Raw genomic sequence first — 17,751 nt, forward strand, 5'->3', positions numbered from 1 at the left:
TTTAAGACGGGCTACTGACGCATTTAGGACGTCGTTATGGCGCGAGTTTTTTCAAAAATTCCGCGTGATTCCGGGGCAAAACGGCAAATGCAAACATCTGTACTATTTACCTCCCGTAACAAAAACGAACCTTTCGCCACTCACTAACGAGTCCGAATCGTCAAGGCGATCGACTCCGCTTCACCGAGGGGGTGAGGCGACGGGGCGCGGGGAATCCCGTCCAAGAAAGGAATTCACGACTACATGTCTGAGACCATCAACAAGAAGACCGGCCGCAAGCGCATTTACGTTGCCGGAGGAGCACTCCTGGCCGTGGCCGCACTTGCGACCACCGCAGCGTTTAACGACTTTGCAAACCTGAACATCGGTAACGGAACCGATGACTCGGGTATCGGTGGAAACAACCGTTTCAACATCCAGGTTGTTGCAACCGACGCCGCCGGCGCACCGATCCTGGGCCAGTGGCAGGAAGCCGACACCGCCGATGGTGTTAACATCGCCGTTCCCGGTGCCGACACCCTGACCCCCGGAGACACCATCTCCGTGGACATCCCGTTCCGCAACGAGAGCCCCAAGCTCTCCGCTGACATCGACCTCAGCCTGAACGACCGCGCCGGCAAGGTAAGCGACCCCGAGATGGTTGCCGCACTGCGCTACAGCGTTGTTGTGAACGGCGTTTCGCTGCTCAGCAACGGCACCCAGGCACAGTTCAACGCCATCGACGCCGGTACCTTCACCGCCGGAACCGAGAGCTCGGTTCGCCTGAGCATCTCGCTGCCGGACCAGGGTAGCGAGGCCGCCAATAACGCGCTCTCCGAGAAGGTTTCCTTCGCCCAGCTGCACTTCAACGCAGACTCGGTCACCCCGTAGGTCCTCGGTAGTTTCCGAGCAATACGTGACGAGGGTGGGCCTGCCTCGGCAGGCCCACCTTTCCGCTCAACGGGCAATAAAACCAACTAAATGGGAGGAAGAACGTGATTCCAGTATCACGCTCGGGAACCAAGCGAACCCTGGTATCGGCAGGTGTGCTGATGGGAATCTCGGCCCTGCTGACCGCCGCGGCGGTCACGGGGGAGCAGGAACTCCGGATTCCCGTTATCTCCAACGGTGACATCTTTAACCTGGTGGCCGCGGGCTCCTCGGAACCCGGTTGGACCCCAACCGAGGACTCCTGGGCACAGGCAAACCCCGAGGACGACTATCGCATCCAGCTGACCTCGGACGGATCGGGCTATCTGATGGCCCCCGGATCCACGCTTGATGTCCGGGTCGCAGTAAAAAACAACAGCAGCAACCGCGCGGGTGAGATTGAACTCACCATCGTTGATCCCTGGCCGCGCGGCGAGGCAGTGGACCCCGTCACGGGGAACTACCTGGAACTCTTTGACCACCTGAACTTCACCATCCGCGATGGGGCAACCCTTCTTGCGGATGCGGTGCCCGGTAAAGACCTGCGCACCATCATCTGGCCCGGGGATCTCCCCGCCGGTGAGCAGCTCATTCTCGACGTGGCCATCCACATGCCGAGTGAGCTGGACAACCGCTGGCAAATGGCCTCCACCGACCTCACCTTTAGCTTCGAGGGGATCAACCCATGAGTATCCCGCGTAAGCGTTTCCTTGTGATTGGTGTCGTGGGCCTCCTGCTCGCGGGTACCGCCACGGCCACCGCGGCCGCATTCCACGATCACGCCGAGGTAAATCTCGGAGCTGCCGGAGCCCTGGGCAACGCGCAGCGCTTTAATATCCAGGTAAAGGACGCGGCACAGAACTGGCAGGAGGCCGAGAACGAGGCCTCCGCGGTTGTGCTCCCGGTCACTCCCCAGGCCATTCTGTCGACCACCGTGCCGATGATCTACGAGGCTCGTTTCCGCGTAGACGTCAACTCCCCGCGCGGCGAGGTCATCCCCCAGATCACCACTCTTCCCGGCTGCGATACAACGTGCTCGCAGCTGATTGATGCCATGCGCATCGACGTCACGAAGGATAATACGCCGCTGGGACAGGGCATGACGGTCGCGGAGTTTAACGCCAACGCCGATCACATCTATCGCGGGGTCAACGCGGGCGAGGAACACCGCCTGCTGCTGTCCATCACCGCGGATCCCGCAACCGACCCGGCACTGAACGGTGCCCACACCGCCTTCGGTGTGACCTTCAAGGGGATGAGCGTACTATGAGGAAACGAACCCTGACGCTGGGTGCCGCACTCCTTATTGGCGGTCTCCTCTGGGGTGCACCCACCGCGGCCCTGGCCGCGGGAGATGTGGTGCAGATCACCCCCGGGGCCGATCAGCTGACCGTGCCCGATCCGGGTAAGGCCACCGAGCTGGACTTTGGTGTCACCAATCTCACCGATGAACCGGTGGATCTGCTCGTGAAGCTTAACTCCGTGGAGGAATCGCTGCTCTTTGGCGGCGATCACCCGCTCGGAATGGAGCTCCTGGACGCCGCGGGCAGCAGCCTCGTCCGCGTGGATAACGCCCGCGAGCTGATTAATAATCCCACCCCGCTCGCCGCCCTCGGCGCGCGGGACACCACAACGTTTACCGTTGTGCTGACCCTTCCCTATGCGGCGGGAAACGAATATCAGGCATTGGACTCCGAGCTTGCGCTCGCCGTGGTCACCGTGCAGGCCGATGCCGCCGACCGTGGCCTCGCCACGACCGGTGTCTCGCCCCTGGCCGGCGGAATCGCCGCCGCCGTTCTCGTGTTGACGGGTGTGGCTTTGGCCCGCGCCCGTGCCCTGAGAGGAGAGCACTCATGACGCCCACTACCGTGACCACCGGGCCTCGCCCGCGTCGTCGTCGCACCCTGATGGGCCTGACCGGCCTGGCCGCCGTGGGCGCACTGCTGCTGGCCGGCGTGCCCAGCGGTGCCGCCTATACCGATGAGGCGTTTACCCGTTCCGAGCAGATCACCGCGAATATTCCGCGCACCTTTGGCGGCGGGGGCAGCACCTCGGCCCGCGTGATCGAGTCCGGCACCGCGCTGGGCAACGACGGCAACGCCTATATCTGGGGTCGCACCGACCTCACGATGGCCGGAAATAACCGCGGCGGTACCCGCCAGCCCGTGACCAAGGTCAGCGGGCTTCCCGAGGGCAAGATTGTGTCCTTCGCGGGCGGAAGACTGAACTTTAACGCCCTGGACACCGATGGTTATGTCTGGGGCTGGGGCAGCCAGCCGCTCAACGACGGAACCGGCGTGAGCCGGCCCGATGGGCGTCCCGAGCGGGTACGCATTCAGACCAACTGGAACGGCGGCGGAGCGCTGCTGGACCAGGTGACCGCGATCGCCCACTCCTCGCAGGCCGGCGCGGCCATCCGCCGCGACGGCTCCGTCTGGGCCTGGGGTAAGCGCGCCTTTGGTGGGCTCTCCGATCGCGGCGCGAGCCGCGTTCCCGGGCTGCCCGATCCCGCGGCACCCGGCGGCGGCAATATGCCCGTGGCCGTGACGGCCGGCTATGAGAACCTGTGGGTTATGCTCGCCAACGGCGAGATCTACTACTGGGGAGAGGCCGGATCCACCGCCTATCAGGAATATGACTCGCCCAATGGCGCGTCGCTGTCCAAGTCGATGGCCCCCTGGTTTAAGGGCAACGTGGCTCCCGGAGCCGGCTATATCGTGGATATCCGCGGAGGCATCGATATGGGTGCCGCGCTGCTCTCCGATGGGCGACTGCTCACCTGGGGAGGGGCCACCGACCGGATCGGTCGCCCGACCAACGGCCAGCACACCCGCCGCCCCGCGGTGGTGCCCGGCATCAGCGATATCGTCAACGTGACCCACTCGTTCACCGGGTGGATGGCGATGGACTCCAAGGGTGACGTCTACGGATTTGGCTCTCATGTGAATTATGAGATCCTCCCCGAGAACCGTCCCGCCCTGATCGCCCGCAGCGTGAATACGATCTTCCACGGCCAGCGCCACATCATTTGGCGCGGGGACGATGGACTGTTCCGCGGGTCCGGCAGGAACCAGTACGGCGAAATCGGTGCTCCCTACGGCACCGGGCCGGCCGGATCCGCGGGCTCGGCCCTCCGTGTTATTTCCCCGAGCCTGGGCCTCGACGCCCTGGTAACCCCCTAGAGAGGGACGGACATGACAAAAAACACCACAGAGTCCGCTCGCGCATGGGGCTTCCTGCCCCGCAGCGGCAAGGCGCGGCTCCTGCTGGGCCTCGGCACGGTTATGGCCGTGGGTGCCCTGGCCACCGTGGCCGCGGTCAACGACGTGGCCAACGTAAATATCACGTCCGAGAGTGACCGCGGCGTGGGCTCAAGCGATCGTTTTGATATCGCCCTCGTGGCGCAGGACGGCACCGTGGAGCAGGCCGATGGGGCCGCCGGCTTTGACTGGGAGATCCCCGAGGCGGCCACGATGATCCCGGGCTCCACGATTAGCACGGAGATCCCGTTCTTCAGCAATGTGCCGCGGCTGCGTTCGGCCGTGGACATCGAGGTGCTGGCCTCCGGCGGAACCGGCGAGGTGGCGGGCGTGCCCAATATCACCCCGTTCCTGCGCTTCAGCGCCGAGGTGGATGGCACCGCGATCTTCACCGACGCGGAGTGGGGCACGGCCAAGGGCGCCCTCGGGATCCTGGAATCCCGCGGCTCGGCGGCGCTTGCCCAGGGTGCGGTTTACGCCGCGGGTGCCCCGGGTAGCGAAAAAACCGTCAAGCTGACCGTGCACTATCTGGACGATCCCGCCACGGCCGCGCTGAACGGCGGACAGGCGGCCATCAAGCTGCGCGTGAACGCAGAATCTACTAAATAGCGGCCACTGGCCGTATCTGCGCGCCGGGTGCCGCCGCCCGGAGGGGAAACCTTCCGGGCGGCGGCATTCCGGCGTGGCGGATAAATCCATTTTCGGGGGAGTTAAAATGCGGATGATCTACCGCGGTTTTCGGTCGATTATACTCACGGCCTTTTCGATCCTCGGTGCCGTGTGCATCGTGGTATTTGCCGTAGCGCTGATCGCGGGGCTCCGGCCGCTGAACGTGGTCTCGGGTTCGATGGAGCCGGGGATTCCCACGGGTTCGCTGGTGCTCAGCCGCACGATTCCCGCCTCGGAGATCCGGGTCGGCGACGTCATCACGACCGTGCGTAACGGCAGCGATGAGCTGATTACACACCGCGTGGAGAGCATCGAGGAGAACCCCCAGCGGGCGGGCGTTTATACGATGATCATGCGCGGTGACGCCAATAAGGTCGCCGATGCCTCCGTCTATAACATCACCGAGGGTGCCAAATATCAGATCCATATTCCGTTCCTGGGATATGTCTCGGGCGCGATTCAGAGCCGCCCCGGAATCCTGCTGCTGATCGCGGCAGCCGCGCTTATCGTGGCCCTGTACCTGATTCCGGGCACGCGAAAGCCGCGCGAGGAGGAGAAGGGTGCGGAGGATGCGGATGCGGAAGCGGCCGCGGACACCCCGGAAGCCGATCCCGCCCCCGTGACGGCCCCCGCGCCGACGCCCGCGACCCCGGCACCGGAGATGGAGGATGAGGACTTCCTCACGATCTTTGCGCCCCCCACCCCGGCCCCCACCCCGGCCCCCGCGGCCGCCCCCGCGCCGCTTGCGCCCGTCCTCAGCCCCGAGGAGGCCGCCGCGGATCCGGTGCCTGCCACCGCGCCGATTGCGCCTGTGCTCACCCCCGAGGAGGCCGCCGCCGATCCGGTGCCCGCCCCCGGTGCCCCGATCGATAACGCCACCCGTGCGCTTCCGCTGACGCCGCTGACCACCACACCGGTGGCACAGGTCCCGGGTATTGCCGCGACCGAAAACATTGAGCCCGCCTCGGTGCCGCCCGCGGCCGAGGCGGTCCCGGCGATGCCGGCGGTCGCGGAACCTGCCCTCCCCGAACTCCCCGCGTTCATGAGCGGGGCGACCGAGGCTGTGGCCCCCGCGGCCTCCGCCACTATTCCTCCGATGCCCGCGCATCCCGGCGCCGGAGAGGCCCCCGCCGGTGCCCCGGTAGCCGAGATCCCCGCGATGCCCGCCTGGGCCCCGGCGGAGCCGGTCACCCGGACCGAGACGCTTGAGCGCCCCTCCGGCGAGGTTCTCCCGGATGCCGAGCCCGCCGCGGAGCAGACCTTCCGCCCGCGCGGAAAAAACCGCGGCCTGCGCCGCTAGCCCCCCCCCACGCAAAAACCGGCCCCTCCCGAGAACTCGGGAGGGGCCGGTTTTGATGTTTAGGGGCTAGGCCTTCGCGGCCGCCAGGCGTGCCCGATGGCGGCGCACCTTATCGCGGTTTCCGCAGCGCTGCATCGAGCACCAGCGGCGGCTGCCCGCGCGCGAGGCATCAAAATAAATCAGGTCGCAGTCCTCGGCGGCGCAGTGCCGCAGCCGCCCCGCGGTGCGCCCGGAAAACAGCGCCACGGCGTCCCGGGCGATGCTCGCAAGCACCTGTGCCGCCCGCGGCTCGGTGCGCCCAGCCTGGCGCAGCCCGCCCGCGAGCCGGGCCGGAACATCCGGGGTGGCCGCGTAGAGGTTCAGCATGTCGATATCGGTGCCCGGGGCCTCATATTCCGAGGCGAGGGAGCGCGCGATGCGGGCAATCGCCTCGCGCAGCGCGCGGGCATCCTGAAGATCACGATCATTTGCGGGGGAGCAGGGCACCAGCGCACCAAGCCAGGCGGTGAGCGCCTCGGGGTCGGTGAGGGTCTCCACGGCGCGGTCCAGCCGGCCATCGGCCGCGGCCCAAGAACCGGTATAACAAAAGTCGAGGGCGCAGCTTCCGCTGTCGAAAAACCAGTTGATGCCTTCACTGGAGAGGAAATTTTGTCCCGTTATGACGGTATTCCCGTTTTGATCAATCACCCCATTAGGTTATTGAGTGCTTGGGCGTTCGGGAAATCGCGCGGCGCATTTTTCCGCGATTAGACGATATTTCTGTCGGGTGCCCGGCTAGGCGCGCAAAATACGGCGCAGCGTGAGCAGGTTCCGGGTGGTGCTGAGCAGCCCGCCCCGATTGGCGCGCTCAAGCTCTCGGGCCAGGGCCGTCTGGGTGCTGGAGCCGCGGGGCACGCGCCAGAGCAGGACCCCCTCGCCCGCCGCCACCGATTCCGTGGAATCGGGATGGGCCGCCCGGAACCGGTCCAGCAGCGCCCCGGGATCGGCGAGAAAGACGACATAGGCGTGATGCTCGGCATCCTCGCTAAACGGATAGGCGGCCTCGGCGGCCGCGAGATTTTCCCGCGGCCGCACCAGGAGCCGGGCGGGATATTCAAAGCGCGCGGAGAGCGCGGCGGCGATGGCCTCGGGATCGGGCCCGGGGGAATCGTAGAGCACATTGCCGGTTGCGAGCACGGTGCGCACGGAGGTGGCACCCAGCGCCGCGAACTCGGCGCGCAGATCGGCGGCACCCACCCGCACCCCGCCCACGTTTATGCCGCGCAGCAGCGCCACCGTGGTAGTGCTCACCTCCCGGCCGCCGGGAGGCTGCCGCCCGCGGCGGGGGAGGCCGCGGCGGTGGCCGCGCGCCGGATGGAGTGCGTGATATCGCGGTGCACCCAGGTGATCTCAAACTCGGGCGCAAATTTCCGCGAGCACACCGCGCAGGAGCTGCGGCGCGTGGGCCTGCGATGCCGGAAAATCTCGTGGCCCACGGGGCAGGTGCCCACCCAGGGCGCGAGCTCATCCGCGGTGGCCCCGCTGTGCAGCCGGGAGCCCTCATAGCCAAGGTCGGCCGCCACGGCGCGCCAGGCCGGGCCGTGCCCGGCGGCCGAGCCCGCGAGGGCATGGGCCACCTCGTGCAGCAGAATCTGGTGGATCTCGTCGTCCTCATAGCGCGCGGCGAGATAGCGCGAGACGGAGATTTCGTGCTGGGTATAGTTGCACAGCCCCGCGCGCCGCTTCGCATTATCGAAGCGGAAGGTCCAGCCCTGCCCGGGCAGGTGCAGCTCGATCAGGGCCTGGGCCCAGACGCGCACGCGATTTAGATCGGCCATAGACCCACGCTATCCCCCCGCACCGACATTTTCATCCCGCGCGGGGGTGGAGGCACCGCTACTGGCCGGCCTTAAAGCTGAAAACGCCGCGATCCATATCGGGGGAGGAGGTGGCATCGGCATCGGTCACCGGCACCGCCCCGGCCATAAACGCGCGAAGCTCGGCACCCACCACGGCCTTGGCCGGATGCGGTCCGCCCGCGAGCAGGCGCGGCACAAAATCCATCGGCAGGGGTGAGTGCGAGCCGATCATCACGATATTGCCAAAGCGGCGGCCCTTAAGAATCTGCGTCTCGGCGAGGGCGGCCACATGCTCGGTGACCGAGGCCAGCGTGGCGGCCTGCGCGCGCGCAAATTTCAGCCCGGGCCCATCGGCCACATTCACCGCGATGATGCCATCCGGCTTCAGGAACTTCGCTGCCTCCCGATAGAACTCCACGCTTGTCACGTGGGCGGGGGTGCGCGACCCGGAGAAGATATCCACGATCAGCAGGTCCACGGCCCCGTGCATGCCCGCGGGAAGCTTACCCAGCGTGTCCCGGGCATCGCCGTAGCGCACCCGGATCGACGCCCGCTTGGACCACGGCAGATGCTCGCGCACAAAATCCACGAGGTCCTGCTCGATCTCCAGGACCTGCTGCCGGCTCCCGGGGCGCGTGGCCTCCACATAGCGGGGAAGGGTCAGCGCCCCCGCGCCGAGGTGCACGGCCGTGATCGGCTTGCCGGGCTCGTCCACGAGGTCCACGATATGGCCGATGCGCTGCACGTACTCAAAGAAGAGGTTATCGGGCTTATCCAGGTCCACATGGGACTGCGGGGTGCCATCCACGACCAGCTGGAAGCTGCCGGGAACAAAGCGGTCGGGCTCGATCTGGGCGCGATAGCCGCTGAGCTTAAGCTTGATACTGGGGTGATCCTCTGTGCGTGCCACGCCCCGAGTGTATCCTGCGTGGCGCGTTCCGGCTCGGCCGCGGCGCCCGCGGGAGCCCCGCCACCACCCGCGCGCGCCACCGATGTGCAATTTGTCACCCGCTCGCATTATGCTGTTGCCGTGCGCTAAGAAATTACGCACTGCTCGACCGCATATCCCCACGGGCCCGGAGCCTTATACCGGACCGGCCCAATCTTTTCAAGCTACCCGCTGGACATCCGCGGGTTTTACGCATATGATTGATCTTTGCGCTCCCAGACGTTTCACCACGCCTTCATATTGCGGTCGGCCTCGGTGCTTCACTACCCATATATCGGGGTTAAGAAGTGTCCGCACTGTACGTTCTGCGAGTACTCCACCTTACTCACGGTAACTTAGGCCCGACGGGGTCCACGGAGGTTATTTCCTTGGCTGCTGCGCGCAACGCATCCACCACTTCACCCAAGAACGGCCGCGGGCACTCCCGCCTGTCGTTCGCAAAGATCACGGACACGCTCACTGTTCCCGACCTGCTTGCATTGCAGACGGAGAGCTTTGACTGGCTAGTAGGAGCGGAGGCGTGGAAAACCCGCGTCGCCGAAGAAACTGCCGAGGGCCGTAACGACCTGCCGACTAACTCCGGCCTCGATGAGATCTTCGAGGAGATCTCTCCCATCGAGGACCTGGGCGAGACGATGCAGCTCAGCTTCACCGCCCCCTTCCTGGAGCCGGAGAAGTACTCGATTGACGAGTGCAAGGAGCGTGGCAAGACCTACGCCGCTCCTCTCTATGTCGAGGCCGAGTTCATGAACCACCTCACCGGTGAGATCAAGACTCAGACCGTTTTCATGGGCGACTTCCCGCTCATGACCGAGCGCGGTACCTTCATCATCAACGGTACCGAGCGTGTTGTTGTGTCTCAGCTGGTGCGTAGCCCCGGCGTGTACTTCGAGCGCACCCCCGAGAAGACCTCGGATAAGGACCTCTACTCGGCTCGGGTTATCCCCAGCCGTGGAGCCTGGCTCGAGTTTGAGATCGATAAGCGCGATCAGGTTGGTGTCCGCATCGACCGCAAGCGTAAGCAGTCGGTCACCGTTTTCCTCAAGGCCCTGGGCCTGACCACCGAGGACATCATGGCGGAGTTCGCCGGGTACGAGTCGATTGCACTCACCCTGGAGAAGGACACCATCCTCACCAAGGAAGACGCGCTGCGCGATATCTACCGCAAGCTCCGTCCGGGCGAGCAGGTTGCCGCCGAGGCCGCCCGCGCGCTGCTCGACAACTTCTACTTCAACACCAAGCGCTATGACCTGGCCAAGGTGGGTCGCTATAAGATCAATAAGAAGCTTGGTCTTGAGGCTCCCCTCACCGATTCGGTACTCACCGTGGAAGACATCGTCTCCACCATTAAGTACCTGGTGCGTCTGCACGCCGGCGAGAGCCACTTCACCGGGGTCCGCAAGGGCGCCCCGGCGGAGATCCGCATCGATACCGACGATATCGATAACTTCGGTAACCGTCGTATCCGTGCCGTGGGTGAGCTCATCCAGAACCAGGTCCGCACGGGTCTGAGCCGCATGGAGCGCGTGGTGCGCGAGCGCATGACCACGCAGGACATCGAGGCCATCACCCCGCAGACCCTGATCAACGTGCGCCCCGTCGTCGCCGCGATCAAGGAGTTCTTCGGTACCTCGCAGCTGTCGCAGTTCATGGACCAGAACAATCCCCTCGCCGGCCTGACGCATAAGCGTCGTCTGTCCGCGCTGGGCCCGGGTGGTCTGAGCCGTGAGCGCGCCGGTGTTGAGGTGCGAGACGTTCACCCGTCCCACTACGGCCGCATGTGCCCGATCGAGACCCCGGAAGGCCCGAACATCGGTCTGATCGGTTCGCTCGCATCGTTCGCCCGCATCAACGCCTTTGGTTTCATCGAGACCCCGTACCGTCGTGTTGTTGACGGCGTGGTCACCAAGAACATCGACTACCTCACCGCGATGGAAGAGGACGACTTCATCGTCGCCCAGGCCAACGCACCGCTGAACGAAGATGGTTCGTTCACCGAGGAGCGCGTTCTGGCCCGTAAGAAGGGTGGCGAGGTAGACCTCTTCGCCCACTCCGAAATCGGCTATATGGACGTTTCGCCCCGCCAGATGGTCTCCGTGGCCACCTCGCTCATCCCGTTCCTCGAGCACGACGATGCTAACCGCGCCCTGATGGGTGCCAATATGCAGCGTCAGGCCGTGCCGCTGCTGCGCAGCGTCTCGCCCATCGTGGGTACCGGTATGGAGGGCTTCGCCGCGATCGACGCCGGCGATGTTGTCACCGCCAACCGTTCCGGTGTGGTCTCCGAGGTTTCGGCCGAGGTTGTCACCGTCCAGCTGGACGAGGGCGGCACCGAGGACTACTACCTGCGGAAGTTCGACCGCTCCAACCAGGGCACCAGCTATAACAACCGCGTCATCGTCACCGAGGGCGACCGCATCGAGGCCGGCGAGGTTATCGCCGATGGTCCCGCCACCGAAAACGGTGAGCTGGCACTCGGTAAGAACCTCCTCGTGGCCTTCATGACCTGGGAAGGTTATAACTTCGAGGACGCCATGATCCTCTCCCAGAACCTGGTAAAGGACGACACCCTCTCCTCGATTCACATCGAGGAATACGAGGTTGACGCCCGCGATACCAAGCTGGGTAAGGAAGAGATCACCCGCGATCTGCCCAACGTCTCGCCCGAGCTCCTGAAGGACCTCGACGAGCGCGGCATCATCCGCATCGGTGCCGAGGTTCGCCCCGGCGATATCCTCGTCGGTAAGGTCACCCCCAAGGGCGAGACCGAGCTGAGCGCCGAGGAGCGTCTGCTCCGGGCCATCTTCAACGAGAAGAGCCGCGAGGTTCGCGATACCTCGCTGAAGGTTCCCCACGGTGAGCGCGGTACCATCATCGCCGTCAAGGAGTTCAACTCCGAGGAGGGCGACGACGAGCTCGGTTCCGGCGTGAACCGTCGCGTTGTGGTCTATATCGCCCAGAAGCGTAAGATCACCGAGGGCGATAAGCTCGCCGGTCGTCACGGTAATAAGGGTGTCATCGCGAAGATCCTGCCGGTAGAGGACATGCCGTTCCTCGCCGATGGAACCCCCGTGGACATCGTGCTGAACCCGATGGGTATCCCCGGTCGAATGAACTTCGGTCAGGTGCTGGAAACGCACCTCGGCTGGATCGCGACTCAGGGTTGGAAGGTCGAGGGCAAGCCGTCCTGGGCCAAGGACCTCCCCGAGCAGGCCCGCGAGGCCGCGCCCGGCACCAAGGTAGCCACCCCGGTATTCGACGGCGCGTCCGAGATCGAGATTGCGGGTCTTCTGGACTCCACCATCCCGACCCGTGACGGCGATCGCCTGATCGACCACTCCGGTAAGGCGCAGCTGTTTGACGGCCGCTCCGGTGAGCCCTACCCGATGCCCATCTCGGTCGGTTATATGTACATCCTGAAGCTCCACCACCTGGTGGACGATAAGATCCACGCTCGTTCCACGGGTCCGTACTCCATGATCACGCAGCAGCCGCTGGGTGGTAAGGCACAGTTCGGTGGACAGCGCTTCGGTGAGATGGAGGTGTGGGCACTTGAGGCTTATGGTGCCGCCTATGCCCTCCAGGAACTGTTGACGATCAAGTCCGATGACATCCTGGGCCGCGTGAAGGTATACGAGGCCATCGTCAAGGGCGAGAACATTCAGGAGCCGGGTATCCCCGAGTCCTTCAAGGTTCTGATCAAGGAAATGCAGTCGCTGTGTCTGAACGTCGAGGTCCTCTCGGCCGATGGACAGGTCGTCAGCCTCAAGGACACCGATGACGACGCATTCCGCGCCGCCGAAGAACTCGGTATCAACATTTCCTCCCGGTTCGAGTCCTCGTCTGTTGACGAGATCTAACCAGCCGGTCAACGCAGAGTTTTAGAGACCTTTCTTTAGGAGAGAAATTGCTCGATGTAACAACTTTTGACGAGCTTCGCATTGGCCTGGCCACCGCCGACGACATCCGTCGCTGGTCGCACGGTGAGGTTAAGAAGCCCGAAACCATCAACTACCGCACGCTGAAGCCCGAGAAGGACGGCCTGTTCGGCGAGCAGATCTTCGGACCCTCGCGGGACTGGGAGTGTTCCTGTGGCAAGTACAAGCGTGTCCGCTTTAAGGGCATCGTTTGTGAGCGCTGTGGCGTAGAGGTCACCAAGTCCAGTGTTCGTCGCGAGCGCATGGGCCACATTGAGCTCGCCGCGCCCGTCACGCACATCTGGTACTTCAAGGGTGTCCCCAGCCGCCTCGGCTACCTCCTCGATATGGCACCGAAGGACCTCGAAAAGGTCATCTACTTCGCCGCCTATATGGTGATTTCCGTGGACGAAGAGGGCCGTCACGCCGATCTTCCGGGCCTCGAGAACGAGCTGCGGCTTGAGCTCAAGACCCTGGGTGACCAGCGCGATGCCCGCATCGCCGACCGCCTGAAGCGCCTCGAGGACGACCTCGCGGCCCTTGAGGCCGAGGGTGCCAAGGCCGACCAGAAGCGTCGCGCCAAGGATGCCGCCGAGAAGGAAATGACGCAGACGCGTAAGTCCTTCGACGAGCAGATCGCCCAGCTGGAGCGCGTGTGGGAAGACTTCCGCACCCTCAAGGTGGGCGACCTGAAGCCCGAGGACTCCGTGTTCCACGAGCTCCAGGACCGCTACGGCGTGTACTTCGAGGCATTCATGGGTGCCGAGGCCATCAAGAAGCGCCTGCTCTCCTTCGATCTCCCCGCCGAGTCGGAGCTCCTGCACCTGCAGATCTCCGAGGGCAAGGGTCAGAAGAAGATCCGCGCAATTAAGCGCCTCAAGGTGGTTAACTCCTTCATCATGACCGGCAACTCGCCGGCCGCGATGGTTCTGGATGTTGTTCCGGTGATTCCGCCGGAGCTGCGCCCGATGGTTCAGCTGGACGGTGGCCGCTTTGCGACCTCCGACCTCAACGACCTCTACCGTCGCGTGATCAACCGCAATAACCGTCTGGGCCGTCTGCTTGACCTCGGTGCCCCCGAGATCATCGTGAATAACGAGAAGCGCATGCTCCAGGAGGCCGTGGACGCACTGTTCGATAACGGTCGTCGTGGTCGCCCCGTCACCGGTACCGGTAACCGCGCCCTGAAGTCCCTGAGCGACATGCTCAAGGGTAAGCAGGGTCGATTCCGTCAGAACCTGCTGGGTAAGCGCGTGGACTACTCGGGCCGTTCGGTCATCGTGGTGGGCCCGCAGCTGAAGCTGCACCAGTGTGGTCTGCCCAAGCAGATGGCTCTGGAGCTCTTCAAGCCGTTCGTGATCAAGCGCCTGATCGACCTGAGCCACGCCCAGAACATCAAGGCCGCAAAGCGCATGGTTGAGCGCGCCCGTCCCGAGGTCTGGGACGTGCTCGAGGAGATCATCCGTGAGCGTCCGGTTCTGCTGAACCGTGCACCTACGCTGCACCGCCTGGGTATCCAGGCCTTCGAGCCTCAGCTCGTTGAGGGTAAGGCCATTCAGCTGCACCCGCTGGTTTGTGCCGCGTTTAACGCCGACTTCGATGGCGACCAGATGGCAGTTCACCTGCCGCTGTCGGTCGAGGCCCAGGCCGAGGCTCGCATCCTGATGCTCGCCTCGAATAACATCCTGAAGCCCTCGGACGGCCGCCCGGTGACCCTGCCCTCGCAGGATATGATCATCGGTCTGCACCACCTCACCACCGTCACCGAGGGTGCCATCGGAGAGGGCCGCGCCTTCTCCACGGTTTCCGAGGCGATCATGGCCAAGGACCAGGGCACCCTGGACCTCAACGCCATGGTGAAGATCCGTCTGAATAACGTCCACTTCTATCCCGAGGCCAAGCCCGAGGGTTATGTGGACGGCCCGATCATCGTGGACACCACGCTGGGTGAGGCACTCTTCAACGAGCTGCTGCCCGCGGACTACCCCTATGTGCAGGATGTTGCCGATAAGGGTCGCCTGTCGACCCTCGTCAACGACCTCGCCGAGCGGTACCCGAAAAACGTGGTTGCCGCGACGCTGGACAACATCAAGGACGCCGGTTTCTACTGGGCCACGCGTTCGGGAATCACCGTTGCCCTGTCGGACGTTCTCACCCCGCCGAATAAGCGCGAGATCGTGGCCGGCTACGAGAAGAAGGCCGCCAAGGTTCAGAGCCAGTTTGATAAGGGTCTGACCACCGACGCCGAGCGTCGCGCCGAGCTCATCGAGATCTGGACCGAGGCCACCGATAAGGTAGCCGAGGCCATGCGCGCGAACTTCCCGAAGGACAACACCATCAACCGCATGGTGACCTCGGGAGCCCGTGGTAACTGGCTGCAGATCCGCAATATTGCGGGTATGCGAGGCCTGGTGAACAACCCGAAGGGTGAGATCATCCCTCGCCCGATCATCTCGTCCTACCGTGAGGGTCTGTCGGTTGCGGAGTACTTCATCGCAACCCACGGTGCCCGTAAGGGTCTGGCCGATACCGCACTGCGTACCGCCGACTCGGGTTATCTGACCCGTCGTCTGGTGGATGTCTCGCAGGACGTCATCATCCGTGAGGACGACTGTGGTACCGGTAAGGGCCTGGAGCTGCCGATCGCGGCTGTGAACGCCGAGGGTGTCCTGACCAAGGACCCCAACGTGGAGAACTCCGTATTCGCTCGCTCGCTCGCGGCAGCCGCCGTGGCCGAGAACGGCACGGTTATTGCCGAGGCCGGCGCGGATGTCGGAGACGTCCTGATCGACGAGCTGGTTTCGGCCGGTGTGAATAAGATCAAGGTGCGCTCCGTACTGACGTGTGAGTCCGCCGTGGGTGTATGTGCTGCCTGCTATGGTCGCTCGCTCGCCACCGGAAAGCTCGTGGACATCGGTGAGGCCGTCGGTATTATTGCCGCTCAGTCCATCGGTGAGCCCGGTACCCAGCTGACCATGCGTACCTTCCACACGGGTGGTTCGGCCTCGGCCGATGACATCACCCAGGGTCTGCCGCGCGTGCAGGAGCTGTTCGAGGCGCGTACCCCCAAGGGGGCCACCCCGATCGCCGAGGCCGCCGGTCGCATCACCATCGACGAGACCGATAAGTCTCGTAAGGTGATCCTGACCCCGGATAACGGCGACGAGCCGGTCATCTACCCCGTGCTGAAGCGTGCGGTTCTCCTCGTTGAGGACGGCCAGCACGTGGAGCTTGGTGCCCCGCTGCACATCGGTGCCGTGGACCCCAAGGAGGTTCTGCGCGTGCAGGGTGTCCGCGAGGTTCAGAAGCACCTCGTGGGTGGCGTGCAGGGCGTATACCGCTCGCAGGGTGTGCCGATTCACGATAAGCACATCGAGGTCATCGTCCGTCAGATGCTCCGCAAGGTAACCGTGGTTGACCACGCCGATACCGATCTGCTGCCGGGTGAGCTGGTTGACCGTTCGCGGTATAACGAGCTCAACCGTGCCGCCCTCGCCGAGGGCAAGCGCACAGCTTCGGCCCGTCAGGAAGTCATGGGTATCACCAAGGCCTCGCTGGCGACCGAGTCGTGGCTGTCGGCCGCGTCCTTCCAGGAGACCACCCGGGTTCTGACCCAGGCGGCCATGGAGGGCAAGTCCGACCCGCTGGTGGGCCTCAAGGAGAACGTCATCATCGGTAAGCTCATCCCCGCCGGAACCGGACTTGCGCGTTACCGCAACGTCTCGGTCGACGCGACGGAGGAGGCCAAGGCCGAGCGCTACCCGAACCGGATCTTCGCATCCGACGGTGTATTCGACGAGAACGACCTCTCGTTTGTGGACTTCGACTCCTTCACCGGAGACGATTTCACCCCCGGTACCTATAACTAGGTCCGAGCGTCGATAACGCGGCGGCCGTCCACCCTCGGGTGGGCGGCCGCTTTGTTATTAACAAACCGATTACGGTCGGGGGTGCGCGCAATAATCGGCGAGCCTCTCCGGGTAGGGTCGAAGAAACATCTGTATACAAGGGGGTAATAATGGTGGATCGTGAGCACCTGTCGGAAGACAACGGGCCCGAGGAGACGGGCAGCGATGCGGCCAGCTCGCCGGGCACGGCCCGACGAAACTGGCTGATCGCGGCGGGGGCCGTGGTGGTGATCGCGGCGGTTGCCGTGACCATCGGGATCACCCGGGGCGCCGCGGAGCCGGAGGCCACGGGGTCTAGCCCGTCACCGACCACCACTCCCACGATTGAAGTCTCGGCTACGCCCGCCGGGCCCACCGCCGCGCCCGAGCCCGAGCCGGAGCCGGAGCCCACCGCGGTGCGGGTTGGGGTGCCGTCGAGCTGCGAGCAGATCTACACGCCGGCGATGCTGACCCTACTGCGCGGGACCGGGCTGGATGAGAATCACGGCCAACAGACGTCCGGAATCGGCAGCCTGGACCCGCAGCTCCAGGCCCTCATCACGGCGACCCCGCACCTCACCTGCACCTGGGGGCCCCCGGGGGAGGTCGGGCTGGTCACCAATGTCACCGGGGTGACCGAGGCGCAGTCCGCGGACGTTCTTGCACGGATGCGTGCCACCGGTTTTACCTGTGGTGAGGTCGCGGGCGGCACGCGCTGCTCAAAGCTCTTAGTGGATCCCAAGGACCTGACCGAGGAAGACCGGGAGGCCATGCCGTGGGGGCTCTCCGCGGAGACGGATCCGATGTATTCCTATGGTGCCGGCGAATCGGCATTTCTCCGGGACGGGCTGTGGGTGGCGACCCACTGGTCCATGATTGCACCCCCGAATTACACCGAATCCATCGCGGGGAAGATCTTCGGTTCCGCGCAGTAGAAACCGTCGCCGATAACAAATCCAGAACGCCTCACCCGCGTGGCGTTTTTGCGTGGCGTTGCCCCCTAAGGTGGGTATAAATCACAT

The 17,751-nt window shown here is 64.5% G+C and carries 14 protein-coding genes; 10 read left to right on the forward strand and 4 right to left on the reverse strand.

Features of this window, described 5'->3' with window-relative positions:
• The first annotated feature begins 243 nt into the window (after positions 1 to 243).
• The 7 genes from KXZ72_RS11335 (at position 244) to KXZ72_RS11365 (ending at position 6,138) form a co-directional block, all read left to right on the forward strand.
• A complete protein-coding gene (locus tag KXZ72_RS11335) occupies positions 244 to 870 on the forward strand; it encodes a hypothetical protein (protein WP_226081039.1) in 627 nt (208 codons plus the stop codon).
• A 104-nt stretch (positions 871 to 974) separates the two neighbouring features.
• On the forward strand, positions 975 to 1,598 hold the full coding sequence (locus KXZ72_RS11340) for a hypothetical protein (RefSeq protein ID WP_226081040.1): 624 nt from the start codon (positions 975 to 977) through the stop codon (positions 1,596 to 1,598).
• Entirely contained in the window at positions 1,595 to 2,179 is a 585-nt protein-coding gene (locus tag KXZ72_RS11345; RefSeq protein ID WP_226081041.1) for a hypothetical protein, read from the forward strand. The genes KXZ72_RS11340 and KXZ72_RS11345 overlap by 4 nt, the downstream gene beginning before the upstream one ends.
• Positions 2,176 to 2,766, forward strand: coding sequence for a hypothetical protein (locus KXZ72_RS11350; protein WP_226081042.1), 591 nt, complete (start codon positions 2,176 to 2,178; stop codon positions 2,764 to 2,766). The genes KXZ72_RS11345 and KXZ72_RS11350 overlap by 4 nt, the downstream gene beginning before the upstream one ends.
• Positions 2,763 to 4,091: an RCC1 domain-containing protein gene (locus tag KXZ72_RS11355; RefSeq protein ID WP_226081043.1), complete on the forward strand. Its 1,329-nt coding sequence runs from the start codon at positions 2,763 to 2,765 to the stop codon at positions 4,089 to 4,091. The genes KXZ72_RS11350 and KXZ72_RS11355 overlap by 4 nt, the downstream gene beginning before the upstream one ends.
• A gap of 12 nt (positions 4,092 to 4,103) precedes the next feature.
• On the forward strand, positions 4,104 to 4,778 hold the full coding sequence (locus KXZ72_RS11360; protein ID WP_226081044.1) for a hypothetical protein: 675 nt from the start codon (positions 4,104 to 4,106) through the stop codon (positions 4,776 to 4,778).
• A 106-nt stretch (positions 4,779 to 4,884) separates the two neighbouring features.
• The gene (locus KXZ72_RS11365) at positions 4,885 to 6,138 is read left to right on the forward strand and encodes a signal peptidase I (protein WP_226081045.1); all 1,254 of its coding nucleotides are present in this window, start codon (positions 4,885 to 4,887) and stop codon (positions 6,136 to 6,138) included.
• Between the two features lie 66 nt (positions 6,139 to 6,204).
• On the opposite strand, the gene KXZ72_RS11370 is transcribed toward KXZ72_RS11365, so the two are convergent.
• From KXZ72_RS11370 to KXZ72_RS11385, 4 genes are all read right to left on the reverse strand, one after another.
• Positions 6,205 to 6,825, reverse strand: a complete 621-nt coding sequence (locus tag KXZ72_RS11370; RefSeq protein WP_226081046.1) for a CGNR zinc finger domain-containing protein — start codon at positions 6,823 to 6,825, stop codon at positions 6,205 to 6,207.
• 87 nt (positions 6,826 to 6,912) lie between these two features.
• Positions 6,913 to 7,428 carry a DUF1697 domain-containing protein gene (locus KXZ72_RS11375; RefSeq protein ID WP_226081047.1) on the reverse strand — a complete coding sequence of 172 codons (516 nt, stop codon included), beginning with the start codon at positions 7,426 to 7,428 and terminating at the stop codon, positions 6,913 to 6,915.
• Positions 7,425 to 7,955, reverse strand: coding sequence for a SprT-like domain-containing protein (locus KXZ72_RS11380; RefSeq protein WP_226081048.1), 531 nt, complete (start codon positions 7,953 to 7,955; stop codon positions 7,425 to 7,427). Before KXZ72_RS11380 ends, KXZ72_RS11375 begins: the two co-directional genes overlap by 4 nt.
• 58 nt (positions 7,956 to 8,013) lie before the next feature.
• Entirely contained in the window at positions 8,014 to 8,886 is an 873-nt protein-coding gene (locus KXZ72_RS11385) for a spermidine synthase (protein WP_226081049.1), read from the reverse strand.
• Positions 8,887 to 9,293: 407 nt separating this feature from the next.
• On the opposite strand from KXZ72_RS11385, the gene rpoB reads away from it, so the two are divergent.
• The 3 genes from rpoB to KXZ72_RS11400 all read left to right on the forward strand — a co-directional run bounded on the left by rpoB (position 9,294) and on the right by KXZ72_RS11400 (position 17,664).
• Positions 9,294 to 12,785: a DNA-directed RNA polymerase subunit beta gene (gene rpoB, locus KXZ72_RS11390; protein WP_226081050.1), complete on the forward strand. Its 3,492-nt coding sequence runs from the start codon at positions 9,294 to 9,296 to the stop codon at positions 12,783 to 12,785.
• A gap of 47 nt (positions 12,786 to 12,832) precedes the next feature.
• Positions 12,833 to 16,711 (forward strand): DNA-directed RNA polymerase subunit beta', encoded by a 3,879-nt coding sequence (gene rpoC / locus KXZ72_RS11395; RefSeq protein WP_226081051.1) that lies wholly within the window; start codon positions 12,833 to 12,835, stop codon positions 16,709 to 16,711.
• A 149-nt stretch (positions 16,712 to 16,860) separates the two neighbouring features.
• Positions 16,861 to 17,664: a hypothetical protein gene (locus KXZ72_RS11400; protein WP_226081052.1), complete on the forward strand. Its 804-nt coding sequence runs from the start codon at positions 16,861 to 16,863 to the stop codon at positions 17,662 to 17,664.
• Positions 17,665 to 17,751 lie beyond the last annotated feature (87 nt).

This window comes from Mycetocola spongiae (genome assembly GCF_020424085.1).
GTDB classification, from domain to species: Bacteria; Actinomycetota; Actinomycetes; order Actinomycetales; family Microbacteriaceae; genus Mycetocola; species Mycetocola spongiae.